The sequence below is a fragment of the Robinsoniella peoriensis genome, assembly GCF_000797495.1.
GTDB classification, from domain to species: domain Bacteria; phylum Bacillota; class Clostridia; order Lachnospirales; family Lachnospiraceae; genus Robinsoniella; species Robinsoniella peoriensis.
On record NZ_JTGN01000019.1, the window covers coordinates 103,562 to 127,465 of the forward strand.

General features: G+C 38.6%; 12 protein-coding genes. 4 read left to right on the plus strand and 8 right to left on the minus strand.

The genetic code is table 11. The features are described 5' to 3' along the window. Positions 1–17: 17 nt before the first annotated feature. From QR40_RS26675 to QR40_RS26710, 8 genes are all read right to left on the minus strand, one after another. Positions 18–986 (minus strand): ROK family protein, encoded by a 969-nt coding sequence (locus QR40_RS26675; RefSeq protein ID WP_044297577.1) that lies wholly within the window; start codon positions 984–986, stop codon positions 18–20. Next, on the minus strand, positions 983–1,903 hold the full coding sequence (locus tag QR40_RS26680) for a glycyl-radical enzyme activating protein (RefSeq protein ID WP_081999065.1): 921 nt from the start codon (positions 1,901–1,903) through the stop codon (positions 983–985). The genes QR40_RS26675 and QR40_RS26680 overlap by 4 nt, the downstream gene beginning before the upstream one ends. Then, positions 1,884–4,142: a pyruvate formate lyase family protein gene (locus QR40_RS26685; RefSeq protein ID WP_052431075.1), complete on the minus strand. Its 2,259-nt coding sequence runs from the start codon at positions 4,140–4,142 to the stop codon at positions 1,884–1,886. The genes QR40_RS26680 and QR40_RS26685 overlap by 20 nt, the downstream gene beginning before the upstream one ends. Before the next feature lie 29 nt (positions 4,143–4,171). Continuing rightward, a complete protein-coding gene (locus QR40_RS26690) occupies positions 4,172–7,321 on the minus strand; it encodes an alpha-mannosidase (RefSeq protein WP_044297579.1) in 3,150 nt (1,049 codons plus the stop codon). An 18-nt stretch (positions 7,322–7,339) separates the two neighbouring features. Then, positions 7,340–9,874, minus strand: coding sequence for a glycoside hydrolase family 2 protein (locus QR40_RS26695; RefSeq protein ID WP_044297580.1), 2,535 nt, complete (start codon positions 9,872–9,874; stop codon positions 7,340–7,342). A 31-nt stretch (positions 9,875–9,905) separates the two neighbouring features. Then, positions 9,906–10,739 carry a carbohydrate ABC transporter permease gene (locus tag QR40_RS26700; protein WP_044297581.1) on the minus strand — a complete coding sequence of 278 codons (834 nt, stop codon included), beginning with the start codon at positions 10,737–10,739 and terminating at the stop codon, positions 9,906–9,908. After that, positions 10,736–11,695, minus strand: a complete 960-nt coding sequence (locus QR40_RS26705; RefSeq protein ID WP_052431076.1) for a carbohydrate ABC transporter permease — start codon at positions 11,693–11,695, stop codon at positions 10,736–10,738. The genes QR40_RS26700 and QR40_RS26705 overlap by 4 nt, the downstream gene beginning before the upstream one ends. A gap of 165 nt (positions 11,696–11,860) precedes the next feature. Beyond that, a complete protein-coding gene (locus QR40_RS26710; protein WP_044297582.1) occupies positions 11,861–13,171 on the minus strand; it encodes an ABC transporter substrate-binding protein in 1,311 nt (436 codons plus the stop codon). 265 nt (positions 13,172–13,436) lie between these two features. Here QR40_RS26710 and QR40_RS26715 point away from each other — a divergent pair, with 265 nt between their 5' ends. From QR40_RS26715 to QR40_RS31140, 4 genes are all read left to right on the plus strand, one after another. Beyond that, entirely contained in the window at positions 13,437–15,173 is a 1,737-nt protein-coding gene (locus QR40_RS26715; RefSeq protein WP_044297583.1) for a sensor histidine kinase, read from the plus strand. Then, on the plus strand, positions 15,166–16,665 hold the full coding sequence (locus tag QR40_RS26720) for a response regulator transcription factor (protein WP_044297584.1): 1,500 nt from the start codon (positions 15,166–15,168) through the stop codon (positions 16,663–16,665). The genes QR40_RS26715 and QR40_RS26720 overlap by 8 nt, the downstream gene beginning before the upstream one ends. A 2,712-nt stretch (positions 16,666–19,377) precedes the next feature. Further along, positions 19,378–20,340 (plus strand): hypothetical protein, encoded by a 963-nt coding sequence (locus tag QR40_RS26725; RefSeq protein WP_152614297.1) that lies wholly within the window; start codon positions 19,378–19,380, stop codon positions 20,338–20,340. Between the two features lie 3,385 nt (positions 20,341–23,725). Beyond that, positions 23,726–23,904, plus strand: a 179-nt coding sequence (locus QR40_RS31140; protein ID WP_152614298.1) for a transposase, incomplete at its 3' end; no start/stop codon positions are given.

Here is a 23,904-nt window from a genome sequence, read left to right on the forward strand (position 1 = left end):
TGGTCCTGCTTCTGTATCTAATCCTGCCCCATTCCATCCCCTGAACCTAATGCCGTAGTCAATGCCGCCATATCCCCAATTGACTCTGCCAGCCTTGACGGAAGGATTTTGCAGTTTTCAGCCGATGCCGGGAGACATTCTCTTTTCACTGCTCTGGTTACAGCCGGTATAAGCAAATCATAGTTCCTCGCAAATATACTTCCCCCTATGACCGCCTGCGGGTTTAAGATATCAATTAAAATAGCAATGCCTCTTCCCAGATATTCACCTGCCGTATTGCAAATTTCCCTGCACAGTTCATCTCCATCTTTAGCAAGGTTAAACACATTTTTCGCCGTAATCCCAAACTCCGTCAACGGATGCTTTATTCCATTCTGGGTAAGCTCCATTACCTTTAATTCTGCCAAATGGGCAATACCGCCGCCGCTGCCAAATCCTTCAAACGCACCGCTCTTTCCAAATCCCACGGGTCCGAATTCCGACAGCCTCACATGTCCCACCTCGCCTGCCAGATCCTTACTTCCTGAATATAATTTTCCATTTAAAATCAATCCTGCTCCCAGCCCCGTACCACAAGTCAGAAAAACCATGTCTGAAACCCCCTGACCCGCGCCGAATTTCCATTCCGCCAATGCCCCGGCATTTGCATCGTTTTGCAGATACACCGGTAATCCAAACCTTTTTTTCAGAAACGTTGTAATCTCTACATGATCCCATCCCGGCAGATTCGGTGGGGAGAGGATACATCCTTTTTTTGTGTCAAGCGGTCCCCCGCAGCTGATGCCAATACCGCTGTAATCCTGTATCTCATTACCTGCAATTTTATCTATCAGTTTTTCTATTTTCTCCAGTGCACAGTCAGGTCCCGGATAATATTTCGTTTCAAAAGTTTCTTTTGCTATGATTTTCATCTGCTCCTTACCGGCTACTCCGGCAAGAACCGCACATTTCGTACCTCCAATATCAACACCCAGTATTTTATTCATATTCCACTTCCTTCAGATACAAATAAGGTTCTCTCCAGTTTTATTTTTTCTTCTGCTTCCATAGATTTTAATTTATTTAAAGAATAGTGCAGTCCTATTTTCGCCCACTTTCCTGATCCCGTACTGTGATATGGCATTAATTCTGCTTTACAGATACAGCCAAATTTTTTCAGGAGCTTTTGCACCGTCTTTAAATGTACTTCGTCATCATTCACACCTGGTATTATGGGACATCTGAGAATAACATCCTTTTTTGCTTCATTAAGCAGCTCTAACGTTCGGTAAACGTCTTCATTTCCCCTGCCGGTATATTTCATATGCTTATCACAATCCGAAAGTTTAAAATCCAGCAGAAACAAATCCGTAACTTTCATGATCTCAAATAAAGAATCTCCTGCACCGATACCATTTGTTTCAATTGCCGTGGAAATCCCACGTTCCTTACAGCCCTTCAATAGGCTAAGTAAAAAGTCCTTCCAGATAGCAGGTTCCCCGCCGGAAAATGTGACACCGCCGCCGCTTTTGTCATAATACTTCTTATCTCTTACGGCTATTTCCAGGATTGCGTCACTGTCCATCCATTCTCCAATCCGTGTAACTGCCCCTGTTTCACATACTCGCAGACATGCTCCGCACAATGTACATTTTTTAAAATCAACCTCATGCTTCTTTCCTTTAAATCTATGTACCTTCTGTAGACACACCATGTCACATTTGCGGCATCCCATACATTTGGAATAATCATATCCAAGCTGGGGTTCCCGGATAAAAGACTCCGGATTATGGCACCAGCTGCACCTGAGATTGCATCCTTTTAGAAAAACAGTCGTTCTGATTCCAGGCCCATCATCAAGACAGCCTCTCTGAATATCAAAAATGCACCCTTTTATGTCCGATTTAATATAGTGTTCTTGCAATTATCTCCCTCTGCTCCTCTTCCTGTAATTCTACAAACCTGGCGCTGAAACCGCCAACCCTGACCAGCAGGTTTTTATAGCTCTCCGGCTGCTGCATGGCATTTTCCAAATCTTCTCGCCCAATTACACTAATCATAGCCTGGCTTCCTCCCGACTGAAAATAAACAGTTAGCATGGCACGTACTTTATCCCAATATTCAGAAAACATTTGCTTTGAAAATTTGATATTCTGAACACACCCCGCATGAATAGTAGGATTCAGCTTAACCAGTGAATTCAGCATGGCTGTAAGTCCATTTTTATCATTTCCATTGAAAGGATTATTGGCATTTGCCATAAACGTATGTGCCAGACGACCATCCGGGGATGCTGCAGTATGTTTGCCCAGAACGGTATTGGCATTATTGTTAATCGTAACCGTAAGATAACTGTGAAGATTCGTATACTTCTTCCCTGCTTTTGCGGTTTCCCTACAAATATGTTCGTGTACCATCTGCGCCATGGCATCCGCCTCATCGTGATCGTTTCCATATTTTGGGGCATCCAGCAATTTACACCTTACTTCTTCATAACCTGCAAAATTACTCTTTAATGCCTTAAGCAGCATACCTGGATCTATTGATTTTTCCTCGTAAACCAGCTGTTTTATCGCTGTTAGACTGTCAGCCGTATTAATATTTCCGTATGCTTCTAATGTTCCTCCCAGATATCGCACTCCTCCATCCAGCAATGCCCGCCCCCGTTCCATACAGTCATCGTAAAGCAGGCTGAAATAAAGAAAAGCACATTGGCTGTTCGCAATTTTATATTCTGTTTCTTCCTGTATGGCAAGGTATTTCAGAAAATACTCGCATTGCTTTTTATAAACATCTACCAGTTCATCAAAAGTATGAAAATCCTCTATACCGCCCCATTCCGGCGCCAGCTGTTCTCCTGTATGGATGTCATGTCCATTATTTAAAGTCACTTCCAGTACCTTTAACAAATTAATCAGTCCGCTGGGTGTTCCGATGCTCTGGTGGGCAATTACATATTCCCCGCATCCATAAGGACAGTAGTCCTGTGCAGTCCGGAGACTGACACCAAATGCTTTCTGTACAGCGGGAATATTGACTTCATCGCTATAGAGCATAGGAAACGTAGCACCTTTACCTATACAGTCAAAAGCTTTTTTCATAATCCACTCCGGTGTTTCATGAGAAAACCGCAATGTCAGTTGAGGAACTACATCCATTCTTTCCATCGTAGCCTGAATTGCAAGCCCGCAGAACCGGTCTGCCGATTCTGTATCTTCTCTTCCTTTTCCACCGATCACCACCCGGGTGTCATAAGGTTTGTTCCGCACAGAGAGCGCTTTCCACATCCCATTCAGAAGTTCCTGCGCCCTTTCTTCCGTGATCCTGCCACTGTCCACATCTGCTGTGTAATAGGATGCCAGATACGTATCCATTCTGCCCAGATTCAGGCTGCCTGACTGAAGCCAGTACAAAACCACTAATTGAATGGCTTCCAGAAAGCTCTCCGGCTTTCCATTACTGATATGAAGCAGTGCCTCGGCCAGTTCTTTCAGATGATCAGCACGTTTATCTTCTATTGGTTCTTCCAGCATTTTCAGTACCATCTGCCGATAATACAGACAGGTATCTGCTAACGCTTCCAACGCAATTTCCATGCCCTGATAGAATGCTGCATCCTTCTCATCACAACCTTTCCGTTTATAAGCAAGCATACAGCATAATTCTTCTATCCCATGCTCTAACAGATACCCATAATTTAGCTGGGTTCCCGAAATACGGTAAAGTGTATATGCCGCTGCTCTATCATAGGGATAAAATTTATCCGGGATTGCTTTGTTAAGCTCACGATTGTATGCTTTTTTTATTTTCCCAATAGTATGGTTGTCTTCCCAGAACCTTTGCAGCTCTTCCATTATCATTATCTGATCTGCCGAAATATCCTCATCCATTATTTTCTGAAAATGATATTCATCAAAATAGTACCCTAGCTGCTGACATTCCTCCTGAGGATTAAACCCAATGGGCACAGCCCCCAGCCTTCCGCCAAACAGATCCTCATCCGTCATATTTCCCATCACTGCTGGAAACTGTACCTTCAGACACATGGCCTCCCTGATTGGAGCCGGCGCATCCTCATACTTCCGGTAAGTATCCGTAAATTCTTTCATTACACGAATTTTTTCACTGGTAGAAAGCATGCTTTCATTCATAATCGTAAACATATCTGCCTCCTGTTCCGATATCCGTAAATCTATCCTTTTTTCTCTTCTTCAAATATAATTTTAAATGTTTTTATTTCATATGGGGTCATCTCACAGGAAAATCCTTTTCCTTCAGTCTTAATCAATGCCAGCTCCTCTTCCATCAGATTGCACTCAGCCACTTTGACTGGCACTTTCCCTAAGGTAAATTTCACCTGTCCCCGGTACTGCATACACTCGTAAGCACGTAATATCCAGCCATTTCCGTCTTCCGCTTTTTTTACGGTTTCCATTACTACATTTTTGCTGTCTGTCCCTGCAAATGAAAAACTCTCCGGGAGATATCCAACTTTATTTTTACTTTTTCTGCGCGCATATAACGGATAATTAAATTCATAAGCCTTGCGGTCCGCTCCTGCTTCTTTCCATGATGAACCATGTGGCAGAAGAGCATAGGAAAACAGATGTTTGCCCTGATCTGCATTTTCATCCGGATAAGAGGATGTTTTAATTAAAGTCAGGCGCATTTTGCTGTCTTTAATATCCCAGCCATATTTACAGTCATTTATCAGTGTCACCCCATAGTTCCCTTCTGACAAATCTGCCCATTTATGTGCACAGACTTCAAACTGGGCATAGTCCCAACTAGTATTGGAGTGGGTAGGCCTTTGCAGATTTCCAAACTGAATGTCATAAGTTGCATTATTCGAGCGGATATCCAGTTCGAATCCCGTTTTCAATAAAGCCTGTCTCTCATGCCAGTCACACTGGGTATCAAAACGTATTTCCCGGCTATGCTGGTATACAGTAACTCTTTGACAGATTCTGGATCGGTTAAACCGATAGGTAAACCGCAGCACTGTCTTCACTGGTCCGCTTTCTTCAATTACGGACTCTTCTAAATCTATAATACTATGACATTTCTCATACGCATAAATTTCTGTATTCCAGGCGTCAAACTGATGGGGCTTGTCTTCAAATACACACAACTCATTTCCAAGCCCTCCGCTTTTTAATACGTTCCTTTTGAATTCTTTATCATATAGAACCGCGATCTGCCCATATTGATTAAATCGAATCCGGTAGTACGGTGTTTCCAGTTTGCCATCCCACATCTCCGTTTCCTGATGAATATGGTGCTTTCCCTTCTCCCACCGGTAAAATTTATAACCACAGGACGGGACCTCATACAGAAGATATTCTGCCGAAATTCTGCCTTCCTCCAGATAGTATTGTGCCTGCACGATCTCTTCACCATCCATCAATACCCTGTCTAAAGGAACATCATCCATTCTTAAATACCCGCTTCTCTCCCATGGCAGAGAATTAAATACCGTTACACCGCCGGTAAGAGATCTTATGGCGCCTGTAATTTCATCCAACGCACTGTTTCTTATTTCTTCACCCTCCTGCCGGATTGTCCGATAGGACTCTGCTGCATCCTCATAGACTTCTCTTATACCAGAACCTGGTATAATGTCATGGAACTGGTTGGTACAGATTTGTTTCCAGTTTCTTTCAAGGGCTTTTGAAGGATATTTCTGTGTTTCAGCCAGAATATCTCTGAGGGAGGCAAACAATTCTGTATCGTGATACAGCACCTCTGCTTTTCTGTTTTCCCGCTTTACAAATCCCTGAGAAGTATAGGTTCCTCTGTGATATTCAAAATAAAGCTCGCCGTCCCAGACGGGTACTTTCTCATTCTGCAGACGTTCTTCCAAATCCTTTGCAAATTCTTCTATATGCTTCATACTGACTTTCGGGATGCCAGGAAGATCTTCCATTACTTCGTAGGCTTCCAGCATTTCCCTGGTAGGGCCTCCTCCTCCGTCACCCCATCCAAAGGGCATAAGCACCTCCTGATTTATTTCCTTCTGCTGGTATTTTTCCCAAGTCCCCTTTACTTCCCAGGGAGCTATCACACCATTATAAGTGCTTCCCCAGGTTACATTTTTTTCCGGACAGGTTCCCAGCTGGGTCAGAATCTCAGATCCGTCCATGCCCTTCCATAGAAACGTATCATAAGGAATCTTATTGTATTGGTTCCAACTCATTTTGTTCGTCCAGAACAGGCGAATCCCGCTTTTTCTTAAGATCTGGGGAAGCACCCAGGAATATCCAAATACATCCGGCAGCCATAAAACCGTTGTATCTTTGCCAAACTGTTCTCTGATATACTTCTTTCCGTATAAAATCTGGCGCACCAGAGATTCTCCTCCGGGTATATTCGTATCCGGCTCTACCCACATTCCGCCTGTTATCTCCCATCTTCCTTCACGAATCTTTTCTTTTATTCTTTCATATAGCCTGGGATATTTATTCCCAATCATTTCATAAAGCAACGGTGAACTCTGTGAAAATATATATTCCGGATACCGGTCCATCAAATGGAGCACGGTAGAAAAACTCCTGGCTCCCTTATCAGCAGTATGGCTGAGCCGCCATAACCATGCCATATCAATATGGGTATGGCCGCATACTGAAACAGTCGGTTTCCCGCTTCCATCCATGCTCCACGCCTTCCATTTTTCCTTTAGAAAACCATAGGCACTTCTAATGCTGTTATAAAATTCTTCACTGCCCTGGTTGCGGTAATCAATACAGTTAAAACTTTGATCCAGGTTTTTAATCAGCGCAATTCTGCGATAATCCTCTTGATCCATTTCTTGAATGGTTTCCAGCAGAATCTTCGCCAGATAATAATACTTCTCCGTATCTTTATGAACTGTTTCCAGCCAGATTCCCTGAAAATGCCGCATTTGTTTTGGCTGGTTCATCCCTGACCATACCCGCAGGGCAATACTAAATTCTGTTCCGCTTGCCTCCTCATCGCTCAGGCGCATCCTCGAATGCCATTGATCAAAAGCACAGGCTTCCGTTCCATTTATCCAGAGCAGAGCTTCTGCCTTTATTTCCATGGATTCCTCAGGCCCTGCCTCCACCTTTAGATCCAGTGTTTTCTTCCTAAAAGCTTTTGGTATCCTGATCTTTCCTCTGATCCAAATAACCTGGTCTCTGCCGCCCCAGACCTGTCCGCCCCTTAAGTCCGTCCACCCGGAATCATCAAATACGGTCTCACTATACCGTCTGTCATCCTTCTCAAGATAACATAATTCCGTTACCGGAAGTGACTCCATATGGATATAACTCTCCAGTTCCCGTATGCGATGCCCAAGCTTTTCTAACACATATCTGTCCATGTTTTACCTCCAGTAAACCTATCGGTTAAAATAATCCATTTTAATATTTGGGATTCCGTTATTCTCCTTCACCTGGTGATTCAAAAATCCGGACTCAGATTTCGCCGTATATTGTACCTTTATTTCTGCTGATTCATTTGGAAATAGGGTAAAGTAACTCCGGTCACAGAGCAGATCATACGATTCCTCACAATACGGATGAATATGCAACACCGGAGTATTTCCTGTATTTCTGATTTCTGCCTTTATTACCCCATCGTTTTCGTTTTGCTGCTTTACCACCAACTCGCCCTTTTCCATTCCCATTGCCGCTTCATAAGGCATTCCATCTCCGCAGCCAAAGAAATATAGATTTTCACTGCTTTGCTGATTCATTTTTACCCGTAACCTGACTATAAACATTTCATCCTGAATCTGGGGTAACCTAAATTGGAGATTCATAGCCTTTAACGTTTTCGTGCAATCCGCTTTCCCTGCCTGCTCTTTTTGAAGGATGCTCCTTCCCTTCAGATCTATCACTTCACAGGTCAGCAAGTACTCCATATCAGCTTCCGGCTGCTCTTTTCCCACATAGACCGTCCCCTGAAATAATTCACCCGGCTGGTAATCCAGTTTCCGGTAATCCATAGAAACTGTAAGATCAGAAAAAACTGTTTTACTCCAGTAGTATGCCATTTTGGGTTCCATGTAATAATCTATCAGACTGGTGCAGTACACATTAGGCCAGGGTTCATTGATCTGCCAAATGATACTTCCGCTGTTATGGAATTTTCTTCTCCGGTTTGCTTCTAAAATATATCTGAGTCCCTCAGCCTGCAGCCACTGGCTGCATTTAGACATCTGCTCCATATTGTTCCGTTCTCCAAATATATCCTGATCCCTTTTATAAGTACACCACCATTCTCCATGATGACGGTATGCCATGTTGTCCTCTGCCGGCAGTAGATTCCGGTACTCATCAGAAAGAAATTTTTCCAGGCTTCTTACGGAACACATTCCTTCTGTCCCGAATTCACTGTGGAACAGACTGTCAGAACCTGCATATAATTCATAATGTTCCGGATTCCCCATATAGTTCCAGTTTCCGTGTATGTCATGGCTGACACCTTCCTCTTTGTTTATAAACTCATTAGGACCGGACGCTGATGTGGGCAGAAAGAGCCTCTGGGGATCCATTGATTCCACCAATTTTTTTAGCATTGCAATATTCTCATCTTCATAACCTGCCGGCACAAAATCATTATCTGTTAATTCATTTCCCCCGCTCCAGACGGTCAATGAAGTGTGGCTGCGGATCCTCCGTAATGCCGATTCCGCTGTTCTTTTCAGCAGATTTAAGAAAACAGGACGTTTTGAAGGTGTATTATCAATTCCCGAACTGGACTGTATAAATTCCTGCCATACTAAGATACCGTACTGGTCACACAGCCGGTAGAATACATCCTTTTCAATGACCCCTCCACCCCATACGCGTACCATATTTACATTCATATTTTTCATCATTTTAATGAGATGCTCATAATGGCTGTCCGAAACATTTCCATAAATGTGATCCAGCGGTGTCATATTCACCCCTTTTATGTAGACCGGTACCTCATTAATACAAAACGTATACGGCAGCGCATTTTCAGGACTGCCTTCATTGTTCCGGTACTGTACGCTCCGGATACCGATTTCCGCCTCGTAATTATCCAGAACCCGGTTGTTCTTTTTCAGTGTCAGCTTAAGTTTATAAAGTTCCTGACTTCCATATCCGTTTGGATACCACAACAGTGGATTTTCCACCACAAAACTCCCGGTTACCCGTTTTGCTAATACCGGAAATACCTGTTGTATTTTTATGCCATCCTTTTCCAGAATTGCTTCTGCTTCATATTTCCCCTGCCCTGAATATCTTTCACTTATTTTCACTTCAAAGCTGATAAATCCCTTACTGTCCTGATAATCCGAATAAATACAGGGTTCTTCCAGGAGGGCTTCATCTTCAAACCTTATATAACAATCGTCCCAGATCCCCAGATTCACCAACCTGGTTGAAAAATCCCATTTATAGTTAAAGCGGCTTTTTTGTGTAAATGTCTGTGATGTTTTTCCAATCTGCCCCATCTCATCCGGCGCATGCAAAATCAATACTTTTAATTCTATATCTTCTCCGGATGCTGCTTCATTTGAAATATCCAGGGTAATTGGTTCAAACATTCCTTCATGCCGGCATTTTTCCATTCCATTTACATAAATAATTGCTTTATAATCAATTCCTTTAAAAATTAATGACTGGTATTTCCCCTGAATTACCTTGCTATGTACCACTGTTTTATAAAGCCACCATCTGTTTTCCACCCATTCACATTTGAAACTGTCCATATCCTTATATGGATCGGAGATCAATCCTGCCCTGTATAAGTCATAATGTATACCACCAGGAACCGTGGCTTTAAGCCATTCTGTAATTCCAAGCAGTTCCTTTCCGGTCTCCATACTGCGGTCTTTCAACGGAACCCATGGATAATATCCTTTTACTTTCCATTCACAATTCGATAAGCTGTAAACCATATGCTTTACCTCAACTTTCCTGATGCCATAGTTATCCCTTGACTGCCCCGGCAGCCACACCTTCAATGATATATTTCTGAAGCAGCAGATAGATTATAACCATCGGCAGCATCATAAAGACAATATCCGCACTCACCAGCGTCCATTTCAGACCATACTCCGTAGTGAACGTATACATGCTCAACGGCAGGGTTTTTATGGAGCCATCCGTGAACATCATCAGGGGAAGAAAGAAGTCGTTCCATACTCCAAGACCATTTATAATCCCGATCGTCGATATCTGTGCCTTCGTCAAAGGGAGCATAATCTGGAAATATGACCGGAAATGTCCGGCCCCGTCAATCTGCGCCGATTCCAGAATTTCTTTGGAAACCGTCTGCATAAACTTAGTAAATATAAAAATACAGGTAGCCAGACCTGTTGCTATGTAAATAATAATCAATCCGAATCTCGTATTCAGTAAATGTAATTCTTTATAAATCATAAATAATGGAAAAATTACGGTTTGAATTGCAAACACCAGCGGAATCAGAAACAGGGCAGAAAATAATTTTGCATGTCTGAATTTCATGCTGGTCAGCGCGTAAGCCGCCAGGGAGCCTATAAAAACCTGTCCAAGCACAGCACACACGGTAATGGTCAGACTGGTAAACGTTACCCCCGGTATATCGGCATCTTTCCATACTTTAATGTAATTATCCAGATGAAGGGGAAAACCCGGCAAAAAATTTGACTTCATAAATTCCGGTTCTGTCTTAAAGGAAATTATAACTACAATTAAAATAGGTGCCATTACAAAACACGCAATTACTCCCAGAAGAAGAATCTTCAAAAACTTCTGTAATCGATTATTTTTTGTGATCATAAAACCCCCACCTCTCTCTTACTTAAAAGCCGATTCTGGACATAGGAAACCAGCAGAATCATAAGGAACATAAGGAGTGACATGGCAGATCCAAGTCCTGCATCCTTTTGCCTGAAAAATGCATCCACACTTGCCATGGCAAAAGTCTGGCTGGCGTGTCCCGGCCCTCCATTGGTCATAACATACATCAGGTCGAAAGCTTTTAATCCGCCCATGGTAGCCATTACTGTATTAATCGTAATGGATGGTGCAACCAGCGGCAGTGTAATCTTAAAAAACTGATGTACTTTATTAGCACCATCAATAGATGCTGCTTCATATAACTGGTTTGGTATGGACTGCAGTCCTGCAAGGTAAATTACCATATTGTAACCGGTCCACTGCCAGACGTTTACAAGCACAATGGAATACATGACAATCTTAGGATCGGAAAGCCACTTGATATTAGAGAGAAATTCCCAGCCAAAATGGTCTGCAAGCAACCCCAGCGGCCCCATGACCGGATTGAAGATCAAAGACCATGCATATCCAACCGCTACCATGGAGACCACACAGGGCAGAAAAAATACCGTTCTGAACAGATTTCTTCCACGAAAGCTCCTGTTTAAAGCAACTGCCAGCAGAAGTGCCAATACACCCTGGATAACTACAGTTAAAATGGTAAACTCAAATGTATTGAGCAGCGGTTCCTGAAGACTTTTATCCGTAAAAATTTTTATAAAATTTTTTAAACCAATAAATTCAAAATTTGGTGAAATTCCATTCCAATCCGTAAACCCAAGAACAGCCGTTGCCACCATTGGTCCGGCATACACAAATAAGAAAATGACAATTGCCGGCAGTATAAACAGATATGGCAGCCAATTCTTTCCTTTCTTCTTTGCTTTTAAATTCATATTATCACCCATTGCATATTGCAGCTTCCCAGAGCGCATTTTAAAATACATCTCCGCCATCTGTATATCTACGTTTTGGCTATACCTCCGCAACAGCAGCCTTTCTCTTTAATCATTTTTTTAAACCCAGACGTATAACCTTATTTTTAAAAACAGATGGAAAATCACTACTTTTTAAGTTTTCATAGTTTGTGATTTTCCATCTACTTTTGATCATACTTTCGATTATGACGCAGATCTCTCCCTGGAATCAGCTAATCTCTGCGCCAACTCTTCTGGCGTAATAACATCCAGGAACATTTCCTGCAGTAGTTTGTCAAATTCAGAGTTATCCTCTGCATTCTGGCTGGAATAAAAGAAATCCACACTTTTTTTATTGAGAAACGGATTAAATAAGTTCATTGCAGAGTCACCCTCTAACTCGACTCCCTTTACGGGGCTAAATGACTTCATCTGATCCGCAATGATAGATGCACCTTCTTTGGAAGACATAAATTCAAGGAATTTATTTACTTCTTCCGGATGTTTTGAACTGGATATTCCGGCATTAAAAGAGCCTACGGAAACTGGAATTACGGTCTCATCCGTACTTTCAACCGGAATTGCAAACACCCCTAAATCAAACTCTAACTGGGCATCATCAAAAACTGTAGCCTGCCATTCTCCCTGGCATAGCATAGGAATCTGCTGACTGACAAAAAGTGACACAGCATCATCTCCCGTAAAACTCATAGAATCGGGGTGAATATAACCGGCATTGTAGAAATCGTCTATTTTCTTAAAAGCATCTGCAAACACCGGATCCGTATAAGAAATTTCACCGCTGTTTGCCTTTTCAAATATTTCTGGATCTTTGACAATCAGGTCATGCATATAAGTATAGATATCAAAATTAATTGGCCAGCCATCTTTACATCCATTCGCCATGCTGTATGTGCCTTCTTCTTTAAACTTATTGCAGGCATCTATAAACTCCTGATAAGTTTCCGGAACTTTAATTCCATTCTCTTCAAACATGGTTTTGTTGTAATATACACCGATCAGGTTTATAGCATCCGCAATACCATAGACCTTACCATCTTTTGTAATCTTATCCAGCATGCCCTCTTTATAATTCTCCAGATATTCATTACCGGTAAGATCCATCAGATATCCGGCTTGTACATAATCAGCAATGCTTTCAGGACGTACTGTAGTAACATCAATATCTGTACCGGAGAGCATTCTTACCTGTTGTGCTTTTAAATATTCGTCAATATTTTTAACTACCTGATAATTTACTTTTATTCCTGGATTTTGCTTTTCAAACTCTGCGATCAGCTTCTCGGGATGCCTGTCCGCCTGAGAACGATATGTAAAATAATTGATCTCCACAATCTCTTTGGAAGCCTCCTTTTTATCCGCATTTTCCGAAGTACCTTTTTCTGTACTGGCACCGGATGTTAATGCCTCAGTCTGAGTTTCCTTTTCTCCGCATCCTGCCAGCACAGAGGCTGTCAGTGAAACCATTAATAATGCCGCAATTGCTTTTTTCATTTTAAATCCTCCTTAAATATTCTGAATTTTAATATGCTCTAATATTAACATTACATGTACCTGTTTTCCATGATGCCATACTGACATAATCTTGTGTTTTATATGCATACTCCATGCATTTATAACATTTTCTAAACTATCTTGTGTTTTTTATGACATAATGTTGTGTTTTTTTTAGAACTGTTTACTGCCCTATATTTCCTGCTTACATGTACTTCTTTTTCTGATATAATTAGGTTCAAATTCAGGAAAAGAGGATTGTAAAATGGGGAAGCGATTTAAAAAAACTTTTTCCGCAAAATTGATGGTACTTCTCATTTTTGTCATTTTTATGCCCATGGCAATTTTAAGTACATTCATCTCATATAAACTTTATCACACTGCCATGCAGAATGATGCCAGGATGAACCAGAGCAGCCTGGATTCTATTTCCAGCAGTTTAAAAGTCTACTTTGACGGCTTTACTCATATCACGGACTCTATTTTTATTTCTGAAAGCCTTCAAAATCTATTGCTTTCAAAGCCGTCCACACCTTACGAAAGGCTATTATCCGACCGTAATTACGATGAGACTATACAGAATATTACCATTAATAACTATGACATAGAAAGTATCTATTTAATGGCAGAAAATGGCGCTGAATATTTTTCCGGGGGAAACCGTTATATTACCGATATCCGGAAAAAGTGCAAAGAACTTTCAGATATTAAGAGTTACGATTTTCCTCTTCAGACTGGTTTCTCCACTTCCAGTTACCTGACTGGTAATGTACCCGTTTACATAACAGTAATCATGCAGCCTGTATTTAATTTAGACACCCGTGAATATCTGGGCATGGCCGTACTGCAATTTCATGCCAATATTTTGAACAAACTTCTGGATTATAATGCAGATACTACTTTTATTACCGATCCCAGTCAGAATATTATTTACGATTCATCGAATAAAAACCTGAATCTTACATTAAAAGATTTATTCCCGGACGGTTTGGAACAGCCGGTTCAGTATCAAAATGAGACTATGCTGCCCACCTATATGCTTCTGGAAAATGGGTGCTATCTGATTCAGCTAAAAGATTATGAAACCAGTAATATCAACTTCTTCATGGAAACCGTTCCGGTCATCTGGCTGTTTTTCGCCTGTACCATTGTTTTTATTATTGTAGCCATTTTAATGGCAAATAAACTTATTTTTCCAATTAAGGTACTGCAGTCTGCCATGACTACAATTCAGCCGGACGGACTCAGCAGTTATGTACATATTAAGACCCATGATGAATTTGAAGAACTGGGCAACAGTTACAACCACATGCTCAACCAGTTAAAATTATTTATAAAAAAATCCTACAACCAGGAGATACAGCACTTGAATGCAGAATTTCGTGCTCTGCAGTCCCAGATTAATCCGCATTTTCTGTATAACGCATTGGAGAGTATTAACAGTATGGCACAGATTAAACACCAGCCGGAAATTTCCCGAATGACTTGCTGCCTAGCCGATATGTTCCGGTATACGACACAGCAAACGGAAAAACTGATTCCTCTGAGATTTGAAATACAGCATGTTAAAAATTATTTCCAACTTCAAAGCATAAGCTGCGACAATAAAGTTTCACTTCAATACAAGATTCCCGACCGGCTTCTGGATTATCCCGTTCCAAAAATGATTCTCCAGCCGATTATAGAAAACTGTTTTAACCATGCTTTTGGCAATAAAAATCTTCAAATTATATTGAGTACGGATTTAGACGATAAGACCCTAAACATCAAAATTTTTGATAACGGGAAAGGATTTGATTATGAAAAGCTGAAAGAAATACAGAAAAAACTGCAGCAGGATGATCTCTGCTGTGACCATGGTACTTCCATAGGACTGCTCAATATCAACAAGCGCCTGAAGATGCTCTACCATTCTGACAGCGGGCTGGAAATTCTCAGCGCTGCTGATGAAGGAACCACAGTCCTTCTTAAATTTATCGAAAAGGAGATTTCAGATGTATAAAGTTTTAATTGCAGAGGATACCTCTCTAATCCGCCGGGGAATTATCAGTATGGTTCATTGGGACCAGCATAACTGCATCCTTGCGGGAGAAGCAGAGAATGGAAAAGATGCCATAAAAATGCTGGAAACACTATCCCCGGACATTATATTACTGGATGTTAAAATGCCCTATATTGATGGAATAAAAGTGTTGGACTATATCACAGAAAGCCATATAAAGGTAAAAGTCATCATGATCAGCGGTTACAGTAATTTTGAATATGTAAAACATGCCCTTCGTTCAAATACGGTTGATTATATCCTGAAGCCCATTCACGAAGAGGAACTGAACCAGGCAATTGCAAAAGCAGTAGGGCAGTTAAGCAGTTCCGGCTGCAATTCTTTACCGGAAAGATCACATGACCGCCTGCTATCTCAGATGGAAGAAAATATCTACAGTACCTTTGGTGATATTTTTGATTTATTTTCGGCCCAGACTTTTTTCTGGGTAGCATCTGTAAAAAATAAATACAATGATTATGCTTTTTTCAAAGATAGAATCCAGACCCTGATCTCTTCATCCATCCACACCTTATTCAACGAACATCCGGATCATATGGATATTATTTTTTATTCGGCTTCCAGGGATGATTTCTCCGCCGTCACAGATCTGATGCAGCGTATCTATATGCTTGCCGATACACTGCTTAAAAATCTGCTTTATATAGGAATAAGCGATATTCATACTTCTGACTATATTATTACAAAAGCCTATTATGAGGCTCATAAAGCACTGTGTAACAAAATGCTGCATCCCTCCCGTTTCCTGTTACTATACCGGGATTTCAGCCATAAAACATATAATCTGGAAGATGTATTTCATGCAGAACGGCCGTTATTAAACTTTTTACTTGCAGGTAACAGCACCAATGCTATTACTCTCTGTGGTGAGATCTTAAAAAAGCATCTAAACAGCTCTGATATTAACCTGGATGAATTCTGCATGCTGCTAACAGAATTTTATTGTACAATTTCTAAAACCGGTACGGATCGAGTATGTGAATTACAGCAGGAAATCAGTTCCCTGCACAACCTGGAAAACCTGCTCAATTACGATACTACCGGTCCTTTAACGGAAACCTTATATAAATACTGTGCTTCTATAACTACTGAGGTTATAAGCCGCAGGACAAATATTGATACTTCCGTACTGGAAATACAAAAATATATTGAGCAGCATTTTTCAGAATCGATTACATTAAAAAACCTGGAAAATTTGTTTCATCTGAATGCCTCCTATATCAGTGTCACATTCAAAAAGATAACCGGTACAGGCATTAATAAATATATAAGGAAATTACGCATGGAAAATGCCATAAAACTGCTTTCTACAACAGATTATAAAATGTCTGATGTCTGTGAAAAATCCGGTTTTACAAACTATGTGCATTTTTCGAAAGAATTTAAAAAATATACCGGCGTGTCACCAAGTGATTATCGTCAAAAACAATAATTTCTGCATTGAAAAATCGGTTCTTCCGGATAAATCGAGTGAAAGTGAATTCCTTTAATTCTATGAATACCTTTCACTCTTTTTCACCTACCAGACAAACAAACACCATGCATTATTATTTAATAGTACAGCCCCCCCATTCATTATATGCTATTCCTATATTGAATTTAGTCGCTATCTATCGTATGTAAAGATCATCTCGCTAATAAAATTTATACTTTGTGAGAACACCTCTTATTATTTTCCATTCTAAAATTTAGTCGCTATCTTTTCAAATCAGCCTTTACATTTCATTAAATAATCCCCGATTTTAACTGGATCCGGCACTCCTATCTGATTCTGTTATTAATTTAGTACGCTATTTTCTGCATGTTTTTATGGCTTTCATCTCGCAGTTTTTCACTATTTTAGTCGCAAAGTCTGATCAACCATAAACTATACTGAATATTTTCCACGTACTGCGATCCAACTATTCACAATTTAGTACGCTATATTCAGCCTATTTATTTGGATAGTACTGACCCCTTCTTTAAGGATTTTAATCATTGCCGCTGTGATTTAGTCTCTAAAATACTATTTTTACTATTTTACATGGACAGACTTTTTATGTATTCATGCCATAAATCAGTATCACGAGACCCGACAAAAGAATTTTTAGACCTGATTATTTTAGACCTTTACATATTTAGTGCGGGATTTCAGGCTTATTTTTTTGAAAATATTTCTTATTCTCATTACAGTTTTTATATTTAGTACGCAAATTCCTGCACATTTTTTTATATTTTTTTCTATTAAAACGTTAGTTACTTCATCGTAGACATTGAACTTTATTGTCATTTATATTAAAATTTTTATATAAGCAAAGATACCTCTATTATTTAGTGCGCGATTTCCTGCACATTTTTTTGGCTTTTACTCCCACTTGAGACACCAATATCTTAATAATTATATTTTTTTATCCTAAAATACGCTCTGATATTAATAAAAACAGAGCTGATGGCGCATAAATGACCTTCATATCCCCTCATATTTCAGCGAATTAAATTTAGTCTCTATCTTTTTCAAAATACAACCTTTCCGGTATCTGTCTGAATTTAGTCGCTAACTCTATCAAAATAATACGTTTTCAAATTTAGTCGCTATCTTTTCACATTATATCGCCAGACCGAAAAAAACTATTTTATTCTGATTGATTTTACTTTACATAATTTAGTCGCTATCTTCTGACATAGCCCCTTTTTAATCTCTCAGGTAAAATATATATCAATGCCGGATTGTTTGTTTTTATAATTTAGTCGGTATCTCAAATACAGGAAATTAAATTTAGTCGCTAACCCTCATAACTTCCAGAAAAATTTTTCCATAAATTTACCATTTAACCACTGAAATTTGCTTGATACCCCCAATTTAGTTCGGAAAAACATGCAAGTTTTTTTAATTTGATATATTTAGTGCTCAATTCTGTGTATTTTTTTATGGAGACCTTTTATTTAGTTCGCTAAAATCGGCACGTTTTTATGGATACTAAAGCAGGGGGGAACATACTTGCCTTTATTTTTTTACCACTTATAAGAAAATACATATGATTACAAAAAAATCAAGGATTTAGTCCGCCAAAACATGTCTATAATTATAAAAAACGGCATATTCTGATCAGTCTTAATTTAGTACGGAAATATATGCATATATTTTTGAAAAGTTTTTTAAAATTTTTTTTCATAATGCAAAAAGGAGCTGAAACCCTTAATTTTCAAAGATTTCAGCCCCTTTTCCCTTTACAGCACATTTTCTTTATTTTCACTTATAAAGTGCAGGAAGATAGGTGAAATCAAGACTTTTCTAAATTCAGTCCGTTAATTCCTGCACGAAATTATTGTTTTACAAACTCCGATTTTTATTGTATATTATAGAAAAAAGTGGATAACCTATAAAATTTTGGCGATTTTACATTTGGTTATCCACTAGACAAAACATTACCGTTAATATTGTAGTTTGGCGATTCCAATATTAACGCGCTTACACCGATATTTTTACCGATGGGCTTTATAGCTTCATTGTACTATTAAAGTACGCCTTTTTCAAGTCCCTTGTGTAAATTTTGTCGCTATCGTACAGTTTTTTTGGCAAATATGAGCAAAGGGTGGTAATCTCTTACATTCTTATTTTTCGATTTCTTATCCTGAATAGCTCATTCGCTTTCCAACTTGATTATTATAGGGTGTTTAAAATTCATTCCCGCCATCTGCATGCCCCACTTCGCGTATAATATTCGCGTATAATATTCGCGTATAATATGCTCCTAAAATAGTCTGCGTAGCCCGCTGCGCCTCCTGTTTCTGGAACATATTTACCACAAAGTGTGACGCACAGGTGTAAGAAAGCAATTTAAAACATGCTCTAGTGACTAACATTTGAAATAACATGTATTAAATACGAGGTGTGCTGGAAATGTTACTTAACTTGAATAATTTTGCCCGTGTTGGCAAAGGACCTGCTTTGAAGGCTATTGGTCTTCAAAAAAACTATAAGGAATATTATACAGAGTATCAACAGCTGGATGAAACCGCATCTGGCTGTTTTGCGTGTCCACATTTTAAGTACAAATCCTTTTTAGAATATATGCCAGAGGAGATTCAGAAAAACATATGCCATCAATGCGGCAGTTGTCCCAAAGCTGTTTACAAAACTGCTTACAAAACTCACATAAAATACATGAACGAAAAAAATATGTACGGCTATCAGCCTCGCCTGAAAGGAAATGCACTAAAACTGCTAATCACTTATCATTTTCTTTCGCCCAATCCTCGTGGTTTTATTTCTGATATATCTGAAAAAGAACTGGCGGAGTTTATCAAATGTGATATTAAAACAATCAAATATTCCAATGAAATACTTGCTAAATATGGCTACATATCTTATCACGCAACCGGCTGGGAGAAAAATCATATTTCTATACTGCTTCCTGAATACAACACCTATCACCTTACCGCTTCAGAAGGCGGCAGAGGCTACGCAACGATTAGCAAAGAACTTCTTCAGCAGATTATGAATATAAAGGATATCAATCAGCTACGTATTTACCTGCGTGCTATTCTGGAATCTGATGCATCTTCTGCCCCCCAGGTTAAGCTGGAGCGTTCTTATGAACAGCTTCGCCGATATCTTCCCGGCTACTGCAAGCCCAATGTAATCAAAAAGGCCTTGGTTACAAAAAGTGATATTTTCAATGTTGAGTATGAAAACAGCAAAATTGTATTTCACTTAAATGCGGCCTATAACACACGGCAGGCAAAAATACATCTGATCGAAGAAAACCGCGGTGAAATACAGTCTTACATAACTGCTTTAAATGATATGCTGGATCAATACAATTTATTACAGGAACGTCCGGATGACGAGATCGGCGATCTGGCAGAGCAGCTGCGGGCAAATGGAATTAACCCATACTTAGACACTAATAGAAAATTATCCAATACATATCCTCCTGTTATATTAAAGGATAACGATTACCGGGATCTTGGACTTTTAAGTACCACCTATTCCCTATCCGTTGTAAAACAGGCTGTTTTAGAAATTTACAATTCCTATATTCTTCTAAAACGTCCAATCGAAAGTTTTGGTGCTTTAACCAGGACAATAATCAAAAAAGAAGCCCTTTTTTCAAAAGCTTCCTGATCGAGGGCTTTTTTGTCGTGCCCTTTTTTAACTGAAAAGGTCTATTTTGGGTTTACCTGCTCATTTTTCCATCCATATTTTCATCATTTTAATAAATTTACTTTCTTTACTGCTAAATTCTCATTTATAGATGGAAACTTTTCTTCCACATTTGGAAAGTTTTCACCCACAATAAACTATATTTCATCCATAGTAATACACTTTTCATCCTATTAAGAAATTATTCATCCACTCTAAGAATTTTTTCCTCCACCCACAGAAATAAAGCATCCACAAACCGGATTTTTACTCCACTTTTAGAAAAACTATTCCACATTTTTCAATTCTCTTCTTCTTCTATTACTCAGAAAGCTTGTAAATAAAGGGATTTTGTCATTTGGATTTAGCAATTATGTTTTTTTAATTATGTTCTTATAAATATGTTTTTAATTATGTAATAAATATGTTTTTGTATTTATATAAGTTTCCTATTTATTTTTTAGATAACAAGATCAATATGCAGATGATATAGAAATATATCTTTTATTATATCATGAATCAAAAATGTATAGAACTTGTAAACCATTTCTATACCATCTAAATCTATACCAATTAAATCTATACCAGTCCCCTCTCCCATGTTCATCCGATTTTTTTGAAAAGAATAAAAACGAATTAAAAGTAATATTATATTTTTTTAATTTGGAATAGAAAAATAGATTTAGTGGAAATCATTTGTTAATAAAAATATTCAAAGATATTCTGACAGTCAATCCACTGTATATAAAACGATGCCATAAAATGCCTTAAAACAACTTTTTTTGACATTAGGCAATAGATTGTAGCCTCAATAATGAAAATGGATATATGGGCAGATTATAACGTTTTAAAGGGATTGCTAAAATCCTAAATAATATTAAATATGGCTAAATATAATTTGTGTAATTATATAATTAAAATACGACATAATATATTGTTATATATGTATTTGCAAAAATAATTGGGAAAATATAAAAAAATTTTACTGTGGATGTTCACAATAATGATAAGTGGGTGGATGTTTTATATCATTATTATGCGATCAAAGATAATGTAAAAAAAGTACTGCTTTTCTGCTCAAGCAATATCAAGAGCAGATGCTTCAGGGGAATGGGGTATTGCTAAGATTGTGAAAATAGATTTTCATGAAAAGGAACAGGAATGTAAAAACGTTATGTTATCGTGTTAGCCATTATAGAAGTAATCGCCAATTATCGTAGAATTTATTATGACTTTATCTGCTGCTCAATATTTTGTCAAATACCAAATTATTCTAACACACCTTTAGTTTTCTACGAGGTATTAGTAGCATTAGCGGCATTTGCACTGTAGGATACAATATAGCTATAAATATTGCAGACAGTTCATGATCTTATTTATCAAGAATAGAATGAACAGAAGAACTCACAAAATATTAAATTAGGTGTTGTTGAAAAGAGACACTTTGTGTAACCGGGTGTGCGTGGGTAAGAATTGAAGCGGAACCAATTGTAGGGACTAGGGACTTTGCACGACTTATTTCTCCTACGCTCCTGTACTTCTTATCTAACTATATTCAGGTTTCCCCCTAAAGCAGATTTTTCAGCATTGGGAAACCTTGGAGATGGCTTGCTGTACTTTTTTGGAAGTAATTAAAGGGATTGGAAAACAAAAGACGAAGATAGCATAGCTTATACTGTTGTATACGTTTATTCAGATATTATATATGAATAAGATTAGTTTCTGAATATACTCCATTTATCCGTAAATGTATATAATCCTGTTTGGTAGATAGAACACCTAATTCGGGAGGTTTACTTGCTAATTAAATTTTACATCTTAGTCTGCGAGGAATAGATTAGTGTAATGTATCTATGGAAAGCGTTACAGAAAGCTTTCCTACATAGTAGCAGGTTAGTATCACTAATATACGTTATCTGCATATGCAATATGTCCTAACTTAACTAAACTTAAGTAAAAGTATATCCTATAGCCAATTATATAGGGCTCTATTTAATGTAGTGGCGCATAAAGAGATGATGTTTATTTAAGAATTTCCGCCCCGCGGAAAAATATGTATATTTTATTATAACTTCAAAGAGAAAACTTCTTATTAATAAGAATAATAAAGAAGCATGTTATTCATCTTAAATATAAAATAAATGCGATAAGTAAACGAAAAGCTATTAGCATAAGATGAGCTGCGTTAACCATCATTATAAAGTAACCAAATTAACTGGCGAGGTTCATGTCGATTTGATCTGTTTAACAGTTTAGCAGCATTTACTATGATACTACAATGATTCTGTAAGGGGGGACAATCTTTATGATGGTTGAAAGTCTTTTGTAACTGATGTCTAGCAAACAACTTGGATGCAATATGTAATTCTTTAATTGAACAAACACAGACATCACTTCGGACAACGTGATGTAATAGTCAATAATTCAGTTAAGCGAAGCAAGATATTTTAGTCATAGTGTTTATCAACTGGTAAATGAAAATAGTATCAACAGCAAGAAGCTCAGATTGTAAAAGGGTAATTTATGCATTATCTATATGAAAAGTAAAGAGATTCGGCTTATATACAATTTAAGAACTGGTCAAGGACCATCTCTATCCGTATTCTTTTACATTGCCTAATGAGGTGGCCTAACAGAGTATAGGTGTATCCAACTGCGTATCGTTTTCGTTATCAGCAGCGTGAGTATTTCCGACGCGTGAGACAATATTCACTTGTATCCGTATAAATGTTAAGGATGTAGTATGGACCTTTTATATTCAAATACAAAAAATCAATTTTAATTTACAGAACTATACATTACAAAATGTCTGGTGGCCGACAATTGTGCTGTGATAGTTAAAAGACATAGTATGTATCAGCTGACGCTTAACATTATTTATTTGGATCTGCTATGCTGCCTTCATGTGAAGACGCTGCCAGGCGATAATGATACAACTTATTATCAGTATATCATAAATGTTCCCGATTTCTATCATCTCTAGTATGTTTGGTACATTTTATGTATATTGTAGATTTCAGCTGTTAACTTGAAATTTATCAAGATAACTTTGTCAGATAGTATCATTTGTACAGGAATACCTGTCTGATTTATAAACACAGAAGGTCTTGAGGACTGTCCACTCTTTATCGCGGACGACTATATAGGAAGTGGGATCCATCTATATTATAAGGAAGTCAACGTTTATGCAAATGCCTATTAGCGCTACTAGGCTTCTGGTATTGGAGGTTCCATGTATTTATCAAGTGATAGAAACTTAAGCTTGAAAAGCATAAGGCCAAGAGCGTGTTTTAAAATTAAAAGTTGCACAAAACAAATGTTTTGCATCCCCGTTTTATGGTAAAATAAAGAAAAAGGGGTGTTTTATATGTTGAGACGATATGAATTAACAGATGATGAATGGAATCATATAGTAACTTTACTTCCTCCTGAAAACACAGGAAAACCAGGTCGTCCCTCAAAAGAAAACCGTACCATGCTTAATGCAATGATTTGGCTGGCGCGAAGCGGAGCCCCATGGCGTGATCTTCCTGAGCGTTATGGGCC